Origin of the sequence: Bdellovibrio bacteriovorus, from assembly GCF_001592755.1 — a bacterium.
In the GTDB taxonomy this organism is placed as follows: domain Bacteria; phylum Bdellovibrionota; class Bdellovibrionia; order Bdellovibrionales; family Bdellovibrionaceae; genus Bdellovibrio; species Bdellovibrio bacteriovorus_E.
On the sequence record NZ_LUKF01000016.1, the window covers coordinates 149,259 to 163,204 of the forward strand.

Annotated in this window: 12 protein-coding genes; 3 read left to right on the forward strand and 9 right to left on the reverse strand. The window is 47.0% G+C overall.

The window, feature by feature from the left end:
* Positions 1-56: 56 nt before the first annotated feature.
* Positions 57-1,490, reverse strand: a complete 1,434-nt coding sequence (locus tag AZI85_RS10380; protein ID WP_063244008.1) for a L,D-transpeptidase — start codon at positions 1,488-1,490, stop codon at positions 57-59.
* A 204-nt stretch (positions 1,491-1,694) separates the two neighbouring features.
* On the opposite strand from AZI85_RS10380, the gene AZI85_RS10385 reads away from it, so the two are divergent.
* Positions 1,695-2,399: a JmjC domain-containing protein gene (locus AZI85_RS10385; RefSeq protein ID WP_063244009.1), complete on the forward strand. Its 705-nt coding sequence runs from the start codon at positions 1,695-1,697 to the stop codon at positions 2,397-2,399.
* A gap of 153 nt (positions 2,400-2,552) precedes the next feature.
* Here AZI85_RS10385 and AZI85_RS10390 read toward each other — a convergent pair whose 3' ends face one another.
* The 5 genes from AZI85_RS10390 to AZI85_RS10410 all read right to left on the reverse strand — a co-directional run bounded on the left by AZI85_RS10390 (position 2,553) and on the right by AZI85_RS10410 (position 8,567).
* Positions 2,553-3,095: a hemerythrin domain-containing protein gene (locus tag AZI85_RS10390; protein ID WP_063204750.1), complete on the reverse strand. Its 543-nt coding sequence runs from the start codon at positions 3,093-3,095 to the stop codon at positions 2,553-2,555.
* Between the two features lie 73 nt (positions 3,096-3,168).
* A complete protein-coding gene (locus AZI85_RS10395) occupies positions 3,169-4,023 on the reverse strand; it encodes a cyanophycinase (RefSeq protein WP_216635863.1) in 855 nt (284 codons plus the stop codon).
* Entirely contained in the window at positions 3,983-5,140 is a 1,158-nt protein-coding gene (locus AZI85_RS10400) for an amidohydrolase family protein (RefSeq protein WP_063244010.1), read from the reverse strand. The genes AZI85_RS10395 and AZI85_RS10400 overlap by 41 nt, the downstream gene beginning before the upstream one ends.
* The gene (cphA, locus tag AZI85_RS10405) at positions 5,141-7,819 is read right to left on the reverse strand and encodes a cyanophycin synthetase (protein WP_063244011.1); all 2,679 of its coding nucleotides are present in this window, start codon (positions 7,817-7,819) and stop codon (positions 5,141-5,143) included.
* Positions 7,820-8,018: 199 nt separating this feature from the next.
* Positions 8,019-8,567 (reverse strand): hemerythrin domain-containing protein, encoded by a 549-nt coding sequence (locus tag AZI85_RS10410; protein WP_063244012.1) that lies wholly within the window; start codon positions 8,565-8,567, stop codon positions 8,019-8,021.
* A 158-nt stretch (positions 8,568-8,725) separates the two neighbouring features.
* Between AZI85_RS10410 and AZI85_RS10415 the strand changes: the two genes are divergently transcribed.
* Complete coding sequence (locus AZI85_RS10415; protein WP_155723992.1) at positions 8,726-8,929, forward strand: hypothetical protein; 204 nt, start codon at positions 8,726-8,728, stop codon at positions 8,927-8,929.
* 33 nt (positions 8,930-8,962) lie between these two features.
* Here the strand turns inward: AZI85_RS10415 and AZI85_RS10420 are convergent, their stop codons facing one another.
* The 3 genes from AZI85_RS10420 to AZI85_RS10430 are packed head-to-tail and all read right to left on the reverse strand — an operon-like array spanning position 8,963 to position 12,584.
* A complete protein-coding gene (locus tag AZI85_RS10420) occupies positions 8,963-10,132 on the reverse strand; it encodes a zinc-dependent alcohol dehydrogenase (RefSeq protein WP_063244014.1) in 1,170 nt (389 codons plus the stop codon).
* A gap of 11 nt (positions 10,133-10,143) precedes the next feature.
* Positions 10,144-10,710 (reverse strand): SRPBCC family protein, encoded by a 567-nt coding sequence (locus tag AZI85_RS10425; protein WP_063244015.1) that lies wholly within the window; start codon positions 10,708-10,710, stop codon positions 10,144-10,146.
* A 23-nt stretch (positions 10,711-10,733) separates the two neighbouring features.
* On the reverse strand, positions 10,734-12,584 hold the full coding sequence (locus AZI85_RS10430) for a glycoside hydrolase family 2 protein (RefSeq protein WP_063244016.1): 1,851 nt from the start codon (positions 12,582-12,584) through the stop codon (positions 10,734-10,736).
* Between the two features lie 176 nt (positions 12,585-12,760).
* On the opposite strand from AZI85_RS10430, the gene AZI85_RS10435 reads away from it, so the two are divergent.
* Positions 12,761-13,945, forward strand: a complete 1,185-nt coding sequence (locus AZI85_RS10435) for a glycosyltransferase family 1 protein (RefSeq protein WP_063244017.1) — start codon at positions 12,761-12,763, stop codon at positions 13,943-13,945.
* Position 13,946: the final 1 nt, after the last annotated feature.

The following is a 13,946-nucleotide window of genomic DNA, read 5'->3' on the forward strand; positions in this document are numbered from 1 at the left end:
AGGAGTCCAAAGACTCCTCTTCACACTGAGATTATACACTCACCTGCAGACAAACATTATTTGCCATTTACCGGCGGAATAACGTAAGAGCCCGCACGAGCCGTCAAAAATTCAGGCACGGAGTTTCTGAAATCCGCTAAACCGCTTGTACGAACCGCGCCGTTTGTCGCTTGATAGCTGGGATGGGCGTAATTCGCGAAACGACCTTCATCAATCAGGAAGTAACCGCGGAAGTTCGTGCCATTTTTAACTTTGTCGTCAATCTCGTAACGGTCTCCGGACTTACCAGAAGCCGCTGACTTCGAATAATCCAGCGGTGCCACCGTTGGATAACGATCCACTTCATAAACACCTTGCTCAATCAGATTCACGTTCAGAATCGCACGAATACCTTGAGCACGGATCGTCGCTGCATCCGAAGTCAAACCATTGGATTCGCCCGCGCCATTCGTCAACAGCGTGTATTGCCATTTATACGAAGACGTTTGATTCGCGTAACGACGGTAAGGATAACCTTCACGAGTGGCCTCACGCGCATACACGCGATAAACATCTGTTCCTACAGGCAAAAGATGTCTCATGTAAGCCACCGCACGATTTTCAACACGCGTGCAACCATGAGAACCTGGATTAGCGAAGAAGTTGATCATTTTGCCACGAGTAATTTCAATTGGTTTAGAGCCATCTTTACCCCAACCCATTGTTCCGTGGATCCACTGATAGTTCACGCCACCGTTTTCACCTTCTGGAGTGAGCTTGGCGGCATACCAACCAAAGGCACCATAGGTGGATTTCTTGCCTTGATCGTTTTTAACAATCCATTTTTGCGAACCCATGTAAAGACTCATGCTGTCTGTGATAGGTTTTGGAATTGTGCTGATGTCTTGACCTTTCGTATACCAACGCGGATAAAACCCGAGACCATCTTGATAGAACTTCACCCACTCGGAAATCTTTCCATGTCCTACCCATGTTTTATAAGCGTTGGGATCTTGATCGGAACCTTCTTCAGGACGACCTACGACCATGTCTGTTTCCATCACCAGAGTATGCGGGCAATCCGGCGTGACCGTGCAACGCTCATAGACGCGCGTTTTTTCCGTCGCTACGTTTTGAATCACAAAATACTTAGACAAAGGCAGAACAAATTCTTTTTCTGACAAATAGTCTTTAGAAACATACAGCTCACCTTGATTTGTGATGCTTGAAGACTTCACGATCTTCACTTGTACCAAGGGTGTTGCGGCATTAAGCAGGTCATACACTTCGACGATGTCATTGCGATAAAGCTTGCCAACAATATTACCAGGTGCGGTCGAGTTGCTGGAGCGAACATTCAATGAGTCCGCTGAAATGTAATAGCGTTTTCCTACAACAAGTTGGTCTTTAGAAACCGCCTGTTGAGTCCCTGCTGATTGAGCGTAGGTGACCGCTCCCGCAGCCGTCACAACGAATGCTGCCAGTGCTGCATTGATCAATGATTTTTTCATGTCATCTCCATTTAATTGCACATGGAGGCAAAGCAAGAAACATGGCACGGCTGAAAACCAACCAGTTGGAATTCATGCCCCAGCTCCCCCTTTTTACATGAAGTAATTCCAGGGACTGCCCTAAATTGTAATTAACCGTAATTTGTACTTTCTCGGGTCCCCGATTATTCAATGATTTCCGCTTTTAGACTGAAGGACGCTTTGATGTCGATTCTGGAACAACTCCTGTCTCCCATGACTCTGTCTGATTTTTCGACAACTCATCTTTTTCGTGAGCCCTATGCTGCTCCCGAAAAAGCGTCCTTTCTTCGCAACAGTCTTTCGTGGAACACACTGAATGAAATCCTTTATACCGGTCACAAAAACTGTTGGCTTCCCTTGCAAGGAAAACTCCCATTGGATGAGGATCTTTGCACAGGACAACTCACCTTTTCCCAGGCTCGCAAAGGCTTTGAATCGGGGCGCACTGTTTTGGTTCGTCATGCCGAGCAGGCTCATCCTCTTTTTGCGGCTTTGGCAAAAGACTTTTATCGACTGTTTAACGATCCCGTGGATGTGCAGCTTTACTGCACCCCTGCCGGACAAGAAGGTTTTGATTGGCACTATGATTATGAAGATGTCTTTGTTATTCAAAGTGAAGGTGAAAAAGAATTTCGTCTTCGCAAGAACACGGTCAATCCAGGCGCATCGATAAAGAAAACTTCGCAATTGGAAGACCTGAAAAACGAAACGACTCGCGCCGAACTGCGCTGCTATTTAAAACCCGGAGATTGGTTGTACATTCCTGCGGGCTATTGGCACAAAGCTATGGCACTCACAGATTCCTATCACATCTCAGTCGGAGTTTTGATGGGTCAGGATAAAAAACCTAACGTCGGAAACCTCCACCTCCGAAGCAGAGCCTTCTAATGCAGCCCCGCATTTCCTAAGAAAGCTTCGAAGTGACCCGCAGGACTAGAAATCAAAGAGGTCTGCGCCGAAGGGAAAAAAAAAAGTAAAAGAAAAGTTCGCAAAGCCGCGCAAGAAAGGGCGGTCCTTATCTTGCGCATTTTAAAATAGGTATTATTGAATATGACGGTTGTTATTATTGCGAAGCGCATCGGACATTTCCGGTGGCATCAAGTTCGTGATCATATCCAAGGTTGTTCCCATGAATCCTTTCTCACTGACTTCCATCTTCATATCCAAAAATTCATCCGTCATAGCTTCAGCCTCTTCATCAGTAAAAAGACCTTGGGCGGTGGTGAACATATGTCCTTCTTCTTCTTGAATATGATGTTCCAAAGATTGACGTAACTTTCGCGCCGTCGCCTTCCAAGGCAGATTGGCCTTGTCCTGCACTTGCAACACACGCAAGAGACCTTCGGCCTCCATGTGTTCACGATAAGCGTGCATGGCTTCATCCTTGGATGCTTCTAGCATACGCAGGGAATTGTAAAGCACCGCTTCTTCGGCACGCGCGTGGGGAATCAGCGCTTCAACGATCTGTTCGATTAAATCCGATCGTTCTTTCGAGGCTTCTCGAGTCTCGTCGAGCTCAAGCAAGCGCGCTAAAAGTTCTTTCACATCATCATGATCCTTACGGAGAGCTTCGTAAATAAGCATAGTATCCTCGCTTTAAAAATTAATGATTCAACCGCCCCTATTCGGAGGCAAGTCCGGCGTCATCTATCCTGTGCTAAGACAGGGAAAGTGCCGTGCGTTTTTTCAAATCAAAGACTTCGGGCTCGGACAGAACATGTAGCTTCACATCGTGAATCGACATCGTCTGGTCCGCAGAGGCCTCAGAGATATTCGTATAAGTGACCCCGCGACCGTCCAAAACATAAACCGCATTTTCACCCATGATGCGGAACTTTTCATTTTCAACAATGATGGCGGTGCCTTCATCAATTCCAATTCCTAAAACACCGGGATTAAGAGCGACCGCCCCTAAAAGTCTTCCGATACGCCCCCGTTGCGCGAAGTGCTGATCGATGATCAGGCTTTCCACAAATCTCATTCCCGGCGCCATCATCCAGTTTCCGACTTTGTGAGACTCGGCGTTTTCCCCGCCTACGAGCATGATTTCACCCATGACGCTAGCGCCGGCTGAAGTTCCCGCGAGAGTTCCGCCTTTTTTAAAGACGTCGATGATGTAATCCATCACCAAAGTACCACCGAGTTTACTAGTGAGTTTTAATTGATCCCCGCCGGTGAAAAAAACCACCTTTGCTTTATCAAACATTTTTTGCAGATCCATGTTGCGCACTTCTTCAGGTTGATTGCAGTGAAAGTGCTCAATTTTTTTGACACCGAGTTTTTTAAAGATCTCTCGATATTCGGGAAAGACTTCTTCAGGCACTTCGCTGGCCGCGGTGATAACAATCAGTTTTCCGCCATTCACTCGAGCGGCTATTTCTTTTAAGATTCTTTTTTCTCCTGTTTTATCCTCACGTCCTCCAATGATGATCAGGGTTCCGTGAGGATGGAGTACTTTGACATGTCTGGCTTCAGATCGGCGGATCTTTTTCTTTGCGGATTCCATAAACATCAAATTCCCTTCTTGATTCAGGAGGTCTGTTAATGAAATTTAATTTTCCATCTTTCATCAGGATCTGTCCTCGGGAAATAACATGTTTCATCTCAAAGGTTTCTTTATTAAAGACAGCGATGTCCGCGTCACAACCCACGACCAGTCGCCCTTTGCGACTGAGCTTAAGAGCCTGGGCCGTGTTACTAGTGAAATGCTTCAGCAGGTCCTCAAGCTTAAAACCGTGTGTAAGAACACCCGCCTTCAGTTCGTACCAAAGATCCGCGGGAGGACCTTTGCTGGCGTCAGACGACACAGTCAATTGATCCAAAGGTCCTTGAAGGTCCAAGTAAACTTGATACCAGTAACTGAAATCTCGGTCCCATAAATCCAAGTCCACATAGCAACCCCTTCGCGCCATCTCGACAGCTTCTTTGATCAGAGCTTCGCTGCGACCGATATGGGTGATATGAAAATTGGCAGGCAAGACAACGTGTTTTTCCATGAGATCGCGCAGAGTCTGCATACGCCGAACACCATCGCCGACATGAATATGAGAAACTCCGGGTTTATTGGCCAACATACCGCCGACATAGGCATCGATGCAGGCTTTCGCTAGATCTTTGATATCTGGCTCCGGAGCGCGACGATCGGCAATGGCCAGCTCTCCCACTCCGATGACCTCAGGAATAAAAATCAGATCGTTACGGACTGAATCCGTCAAAGTTTTCGGAGGACAATCATAGCCGCCCGTATAACAGTAAGCCGTCAGGCCTAATTCGTTAAAGGCTTTACATCGCGCAATGAGTTCAGGCATGGACTTCGTCGTGGTGTCCACGCCGATAGTGCCAATTAAAGTCGTTACTCCGCCAGCCACGGCCTCGGAAAGCAGAATACTCATGGACTGTGAATGAAAGCCTCCGATTTCGCCGCTGCCTCCGGCCAAATGCAAATGCGGGTCAATCAATCCTGGAATCAAGTAACATCCTGAGCAATCCAAAACTTCAATATCAAGATCTTTCACTGTGCCGACTTCCAGAGTTCCGATTTTACTAATACTAGTTCCTGAGACAAAAATATCTTGTCCCAAAAACTGTGCACCATCGAAATACTGACCATTCTGCAAATAGACGAACATTTACTGCCACGCTACGTGTGAGTCTTCCTGGAAAGGTCTTTCTTCAGGCTGCGGCAGTGTCAAAACGGAAACGGGATCGTATTCGCGCATGGCTTTCATAACCGCACTGATGTCCTCGTAAAGAATCACAAGAATTTCATCTTCCTGAATTTCTGAAAGGCCTTGGCTGACCGCCTCTTCTTCTTTCAGGCAGATCTCGTGTTCCAAACCCGGGAAGTCTTTGTTGTACATTTCGCTGATAAGCTGGGGAAGCTCCCCCACACCACGCCCACGAAGATCGGCGTCGTCACGTAAAATAACTTTGTCAAAGTACTCGGCGGCCTTTCTCGCTCCTGAAAGAATCAGCTCTGTCGTACGGTCCCCTGGTAATCCCAGGACGACGGTCTTTTTAAAGTTTGTCCAGCGACGAAGCATTTCACCGACGTGGGTGATGGCATCGGCATTGTGACCATAATCCAAAATCGCATATCCCGCTCCGACACGATAAAGATTTAAGCGGCCTTTGTTTTCTGAAGCGGGATGGAAGTTTTGGATGGAATCTAAAATTCTTTCTGCGGGAAGGCCCATAGCAATACCCGCCGCCAAAGCCGCCAGAATATTTGAAATTTGGAATTCGGCCATGCCACCTAAAGTGATCGGCATGTCACTGGCATAGGCCAGGCTTTGCACTCGCCCCTTATAAGACATGACGAGGTGACCATCTTCCAACCAGCAGGCGTCTCGTCCCATCGCCAGTTGTTCGGCAAAAGCAGGACTATCCGGTTTCGTGGAAAAGAGGATGATATTGCATCCATGTTTTTTTACGCGGTTGTTGTTGATCAAAGACAGACAGTGTTCGTCATCGGCATTCAGCACCAGAGTGCCGCCGCGACGGACTCGTTCCGCAACGAGAGATTTAATCCATAAAATATCTTCGACGGATTCAATACCGTCTTGCCCGATATGATCTGCACGAATATTCGTGATAATACCAACATCGGACCAATCATAGGCTAGGCCCCCGCGCAAAAGACCGCCACGCGCTAATTCCAAAACGGCGCAGTCCACAGCTTGATCACTTAAGACCATGTCTGCGGAAAGAGGTCCCGAGCAATCACCCGAACAAATTTTCTTTTCACCAATCCAGATTCCGTCTGTATTCGTCATGCCGACGCACTTTTTTCCATTGTCTGACATAATTTTGTGCAACAGACGTGCGACCGTGGTTTTCCCATTAGTTCCGGTCACACTTATAATCGGAATACGGGCCTCTTCTTCATTCTTATACATCATATCCACAATCATGGAACCGACATGAGGCTCATCTTCCTTTTTTCCCAAGAGGTGCATTCGCAAGCCCGGACCCGCATTCACTTCAATAACGACAAGTCCACCTTCAACAATGGGCTTGGTGATGTCTTTTGCAATGATATCGATACCGCAGATATCAAGGCCTACCAGTCGAGCGATACGCTCACAAAGAATGCGAACTTCCGAAGAGGCCACATCCGTCACGTCGATCGCCGTTCCGCCGCTGGAAAGATTGGCATTTCCCCGCAAAGTGATTTGTTTTTTTGCTTCTGGAACACTTTCTAAAGTCAGACCTTGTTTTGCCAAATATTGAATCAGAATCGGATCGACGACGACTTTTGAAAGATAGCTTTCATGTCCATCACCGCGCAAAGGATCTCCGTTAAGCTTTTCAATTAATGTCGAAATCGAACTTTGACCATCCCCGATAACAAAAGGAGGCACACGCTCTGCCGCCGCCGCGAACTTGCCATCAATGACGAGCACACGATAGTCACGACCTTGCTGCATTTCTTCAATAATAAAACGGGAGGAAAGATCTTTCGCATTCTTGTACGCTTGTTTCAGCTCTTCGACATTCCGAAGATTCAGATGAACTCCCTCCCCGTGATGTCCGTCAAAGGGTTTTAAAACGTAAGGGGCTGAGAGGCCTTCGATCGCAAAGGCAATTTCTTCTTCGTCATAAATGGTTACGCCATGAGGGACCGGTATCAGGGCCCGACGCAGAAGAGATTTCGTCATCTCTTTATCCTGTACCAAATCCGCCGCGATCAGACTTGTGCGGTCCGTGATCGCGGACTGAACTCTTCTTTGCTTCACTCCGTATCCCAGCTGGATCAAACTTTCAGAGCCAATGCGCTTTGTGGGAATTTTCTTCTGACGTGCGGCCTTTAAAAGGCAGTCAGCACTTGGACCTAAAGCACTTCGCTTGTGTGCTTTTTTAATATTGTTTAAGAAATAAGGCAGGTCGACACTCGTGCCATGCAACACATCTTCGACTAAATTGAAAGCCGAACGCAGACATTCCACCATTCCGCCTTCGTTATCAAAGCGAATGATAACATCATAAAGGCCCGGCGTACCGGCATAGCGAGACTTTCCATAGGTGACATCCATTCCACTCATCGTAGAAAGCTCTAATGCCACATGCTCGATGATGTGAGCCATGTACGTGCCTCTCTCAAGGCGTTGAAAAAAGCCGCCAGGGATACCCGGAGAACAAGTGTGATCGTAAAGACTAGGAAGAGCCGCTTTGAGTCCATCGACAAAGCCGGGAATTTCATTGCTGGGCTTATCAGTCCATTCTTCAAGATTCACTTTCATGACCATAACGGGAAGATGATGATAAACATTGGGACCATAAATCGGTTTAAAACTGACGATTTTCATGAAGTAGCTCCATATTGCAACCATTACAATTAACACGTCGTTTTGTAGGCAAGCCAATAGCCGATCTTAAAATTTCTGACTTTTAATTACGCCCCGAGTTTTTTCATTGTCGTTTGTCCACACTGTTTTTTTTCGCTTGATTCGGGACAAAATACTTTCGCAAAAAGCCGTATTGCCAAAAGGCAATACGGCGGTAAATTTAGATTTGTCTTTGATGAGTGCTCGAGTGGCTGCGCTTTTCTGCCATCGGATGCATAAGAATCTCGATATCCTCTTCCAGAGCTTCTTCCACTTTAGATTTGTACTTATCTTTCATTTCTTGCATGTCTTGAGCGATCTGCTGTTCTTGTTCTTTCGTGAACCATTTTTTTGCTTGAGGGAAGATTTCTCCCTCCTCTTCTTCAACGTGATGTTCAACGATTTCGCACAGTACTTTTATTTTTGCCTTCCACTCTTCTTCCTCTGCATCCATGCGAGAAAGCTCATTCAAAAGAAGTGACATCACGTGATGTTCTTCTCCACCTTCCCAAGCTAATTCTTCGCCTTCTTTTTCTTTGGCCGCTGTTTTTAGAGGCTCATAGAAAACTTGTTCTTCGGCTTTAGCGTGGGCTGTAAGTTCGGTTTTCAAAGTGTCAAAAAGATGTTCGGCTTCGGCATATTCTTCGCCGTCCAGACAGTCCTCAATTTTTTCAAAAAGCTTTTCGACTTCGCGGTGGTCTTTTTTTAGCATGTCGTAAATGCTTGCCATATTTACCCCCCTTTTTTCCTATAAACACAACAATACCTGTTCAAAATGTGAGTGAGCACATCCTGTGTCGAATGACCTGGCCGTTTCCGTGTCTTCGTCGAGGGGAAAAGACGAAGAGATTTGATAAAATGAATATTGATAAAACAACAGGAGGTCTTATGCATACCCATGGAAGATCCGTGAAAGGGCACATCAAAGATACAGAACGCGATAAAAAGCGGGACAGTTATCAAACCACTGGCGGAAGACAGAATATGCGCCAAACCCCTGAAAAGAACACCCACAATTTCACTCGAGATGATTTGGGCTATAGCGACCGGGACACGCGCGGTTACGACAAACATCATAAAGGAAATTATTAAAAAAAAGCCCGCGGTTTTCGCGGGCTTTCTGATTTAGTTTTTGATGACAACCTTGACACAGCTGTCTTGTTTATCTTTAAACATTTTATAGGCGTCAGGAGCTTGATCAATGGAAATGCGATGAGTGATCAAGAATGAAGGATCCACGCGGCCTTGAAGAATCAAATCTAAAAGTTCCGGCATATACTTTTTAACGTGAGTTTGTCCCATCTTCATCGTCAAGGCTTTCCCAAAAGCCGCTCCCATAGGAACTTTATCAAGAAGTCCACCATAGACACCGGGAATCGAAACCGTTCCTCCTTTACGACACGCTTGTATCGCCTGGCGAAGAGCAACCGGTCTATCTGTAGTCATCTTCGCCACCATTTTCATATGTTCGTATTTACTGTAAAGATCTGTCCCGTGCGCTTCCATTCCGACAGCATCTATACAGGAATCGGGACCACGTCCCCCGGTCATGATATTCAAAGATTCCAGCACGTCGACTTCTTCATAGTTTAAAGTTTCGGCGTTGCACACTTCGCGTGCCATGCGCAAACGCTCCGGCACGTGGTCAATAGCGATCACACGCTCGGCGCCTAACAGATAGGCACTTTGAATGGCGAACAGTCCGACGGGGCCGCAACCCCAGACGGCGACAGTGTCACCTCTTTGAATATTGCAATTCACAGCAGCCATGTAGCCGGTTGGAAAGATATCACTTAAGAAAAGTAATTTATCGTCGTCCATATCTTTAGGGACGACCAACGGCCCGACGTCACCGTAAGGAACACGAGCGTATTCCGCTTGGCCTCCGGCGTAGCCACCGTACATGTGCGAATAGCCAAAAAGGCCGGCGCCTCCATGACCGTAGACTTTTTCTGCGACTTCCGGTTTCGGATTGCTGTTATCACAAAGGGAGTAATCTTTGCGCTCACAGAAAAAACAATGACCGCAAGAAATATTAAAAGGCACAACGACTTTATCGCCGATCTTTAAGTTTTTCACGCTGGGCCCTAGCTCTACGACTTCACCCATGAACTCATGACCTAAAATATCGCCTTTTTGCATTGTCGGAATAACCCCGTCGTACAAATGCAGATCTGAACCGCATATCGCAGTGGAAGTGATTTTCACCACGATATCACGAGGGTTCAGAATGCGCGGATCCGGAACTTTTTCTACTTCCACGTGGTTGCTTCCTTGCCAACAAACTGCTCTCATCGGAGCCTCCTTTAATGAAGTGCCGTTTTAGTTTCGTGTTCTCGATTGTTGCCTGCAGACTGCCCTTCCACTGTTGGAATCTCTCGGGCTTCAAAAAGGGCGCGCAGTTTAAATAAATTTAAACGCAGGTTTCGGCCCGGACTTTCACCAAGAAGTTTTTCAAAGAGCTCTGTGATTTTCCCCCCGGGAAGATCATAAGCGAGCTTCACTTTCACTTGGGTGCCTCGCCCATATGGCAGCTCTAAAAACTCCACTCGTCCCGAATGCTGAAGGTCTTCGGTGGCTCCCGTGGATTTCCAGGCGATTAAAGAAAAAGGCACTTCTTGAACAATCTCACAGTCCCATTCGATCGTCTTTTTGCCTTTCAGGGCTTTCCACACCCAATGGGATTTCGTCTCTGAAGTCACGACGACGGATTCTAACTGATCCGTGAAAAGAGTGAAGTGAGTCACATCCCGCCAGAAGTTGTAAAGTTCCTGCGCGGAAGCTTTGATGGTGATCGCCTCTTCGGTGTAAATGTCATCCGGTAAGGTGTTGACACGTTGGCTTTCCTTGGAGCTGACTATTTCTTTTTCCATGACTTCTCCTTTCTTAAAGAGAATTAAATATCTAAATCAGGTTCTGGGGGCGGAAGCGGCGGCGGTTGCGGCGTTGATAACAGCTCGCCTCGCGTATATCCGGCACCGCGTGTGGCCCGCGCCATCGCATTGATCGAAAACTTTGGTGTGCGATCGGCCTTAAAAAGTCCGTTCGCCTCTTGAAATGTATCGGTGAACTGCGTGTAACAGAAACCGCAAAAAAGTTCGATGCGATGAATAGCGTCCATCAACTTTTCATACTTTCTTCTAAATTCTCCCGACGATTGCACCGAAGAGTAACCCCACGTCGAGGTGCACTCAGAAGGATCGACAAAAGCAATCCCGCCAAACTCGGTGATCATCACGGGCTGTCCTCCATGCGGATAGCCTTCCACGGTGAGAACTCGGCCCCCGGGACGATACTTCGTCAGTACATCACCGATATTTTGGTGAGACGTGTATTTTTTTAAAAGCCGCTCCGGCTGATCATCATAGTCATGAATTCCTAAAAGATCCGTCGCCGTGCTTTCCCACCCGTCGTTGCCGATACAAGGCCGCGTGGGATCCAGAGTTTTCGTGATATGGTAAAGAGCCTGCACGCAATGTTGATGACTTTCCTTTTCGGCGAGGTCCGGCACCCCCCAGGATTCGTTAAAAGGCACCCACAAAATCACGCTGGGATGATTCATATCGCGACCGATGACTTCGACCCACTCTTTCAGAATTCTTTCAACGGACTCGTGCGTGAAGCGGTAAGCACTTGGCATTTCTCCCCACACGACAAGTCCCAAAACGTCCGCCCAATAAAAGAACTCAGGATCTTCAATTTTCTGGTGTTTACGAACACCATTAAATCCTGCGGCTTTGATCAATTCGATATCTAGTTTCAAAGCTTCCGACGACGGAGGCGTCATAAATGTGTCTGGCCAGTAGCCTTGATCCAAGACCATACGCAGATAATAAGGACGGCCATTTAACATAAAGCGATCGCCGTGAAAGGCGACACTTCGCAAAGCGGTGTAGCTTTTCACTTTATCTAAAAGAAAATTACGATCCCACAGTTCTACATGAACGGTGATAAGTGTGGGCTTTTCAGGACTCCATAAAAGTTCATTACGGAAGTCATCAATACCAGGATCCGAAAAAGCAATGCGACGATGCACTTCTTTGTGAACAACGTCGTAGGAGTCTTGTGCTAAAAGCTTGCCTTCACATTCCATGCGCACGCGCACTTGAAGTCCATCAGCACAAGGACCTGTGACAAAGACTTCGCAGCCCACTTCCCATCTTTCAATCAATGGAGTCAGACGCAGCTTTTCTATATATGTCTCAAAGACTTCTTCAAGCCACACCGTTTGCCAAATTCCGCTGGTGCGTGGATACCAGATGCTGTGCGGATCTTTTTGCCAATCCTGCTTGCCACGAGGTTTCGCGAGATCAAAAGGATCATCATCGGCACACACCGAAATCACTTGATCGCCGCTGTCACTGAGGGCTTCGGTGATATCCAGAGTAAACGGAGTGTGTCCACCTTCATGACAACCCATGTACGAGTTGTTCACCCAAACTTTGGCTTGATAATCAACGGCACCAAAATGCAGTAAGATGCGTTTGCGCGCAATTCGTTGCACTTCAAAACGGCGCTGATACCAACATCGCGGATGAAAGCCCGTGTCGCCAATGCCACTCGCCTTACATTCGGGCACGAAGGGAACCTGGATCTTTAATGGCCATTCTTTAATTTGTGACGGATGTGAAAAGGCCTGTGAGTCATCAAATAAAAAAGACCAAGTGCCGTTGAGTGACATCCAATTACTTCGTTGAAAGTTTTTTCGGGGATACGGATCTAAGGTGATTTCATTTCGTTGTGGCATGAACCCTCCGCGTTAGCTAGAGCGCAACTGTTTCTAAATATGAAAGGGTGTTGTCGGTTTCGCACTATGTATTTAGGCACCGGCCCCGGAGACCTTTTGAAAGCGTGTTCAGATTGGCTTCAAAATAAAAATCACCAAAAAACATTTATCCCTTAACAACTTCCGAAAGGTGCAACATGAGTCTTACTTGTGAAGCTTCAGACTTGCTTGTGTTCTCTCACTTACGCTGGAACTTTGTATTCCAAAGACCCCAACATCTTATGTCGCGTTTCGCGACCTTTCGTCGAGTGTACTTCATCGAAGAGCCCATCTTTCACTCTAATGATGAAGCAGAACTAGAGCTGCATCAGTCCAAAGAAGGAGTGACGGTAGTCGTTCCTCACCTGCCAGAAAAAATCGGATCTAAGGATCATGACTTTGTTCTGCAAAAACTTTTGGACAACCTGATGAATGAAGAAATGATTGAAGAATATGCGGCCTGGTACTACACGCCGATGGCGCTGAACTTCAGTCGACATCTTTCTCCAGCCGTGACCATTTATGATTGCATGGATGAACTATCTAAGTTTCACGGTGCTCCCCGCGAGCTGATTGACCGAGAGCAAGAGCTTTTGAAAAAAGCCGACCTGGTGTTTACAGGCGGCTATTCGCTGTATGAAGCCAAAAAAGATAAGCACGACAATGTCCATCCCTTCCCCAGTGGAATTGACGTTCATCACTTCAACACCGCTCGCGGAAACAAGAACGACCCTGAAGATCAAGAGCATATTCCCCATCCACGCATGGGTTTCATCGGGGTTATTGATGAAAGAATGGACATCGAGCTGGTTCGCAAAACGGCGGAACTTCGCTCGGACTGGAACTTCATTATGATCGGGCCGGTTGTAAAAATAGATCCAGCAAGTTTACCGAAGCTTCCCAATATTCACTATCTCGGTAAAAAAGATTATGCGGATCTTCCTAAATACATGGCGGGGTGGGATTGCGCCTTAATGCCTTTTGCCCGCAATGAAGCGACTCGCTTTATCAGTCCGACTAAAACTCCAGAATATCTAGCGGCCGGATGTCCCGTGGTTTCCACACCTATTCGCGATGTCGTAGAACCTTACGGCAATCGCAGTTTGGTCGCGATTGGCGAAACCGCCGAAGAATTCGTCGCTCACATTGAAGAGGCTTTGGATCGCAATAAGTATGATGCCGAGTGGTTAGGAACTGTCGACGAGTTTTTAAAAGACATTTCTTGGGACGAAACCTGGAAGAAGATGGCGCACTTAGAAACCCATCACGCGCGTTTGAAATCCATGCCTCCGGGAATGACGAATCCTGAAACAATGAACATCAACTTTTTACGGGGAATGTGAT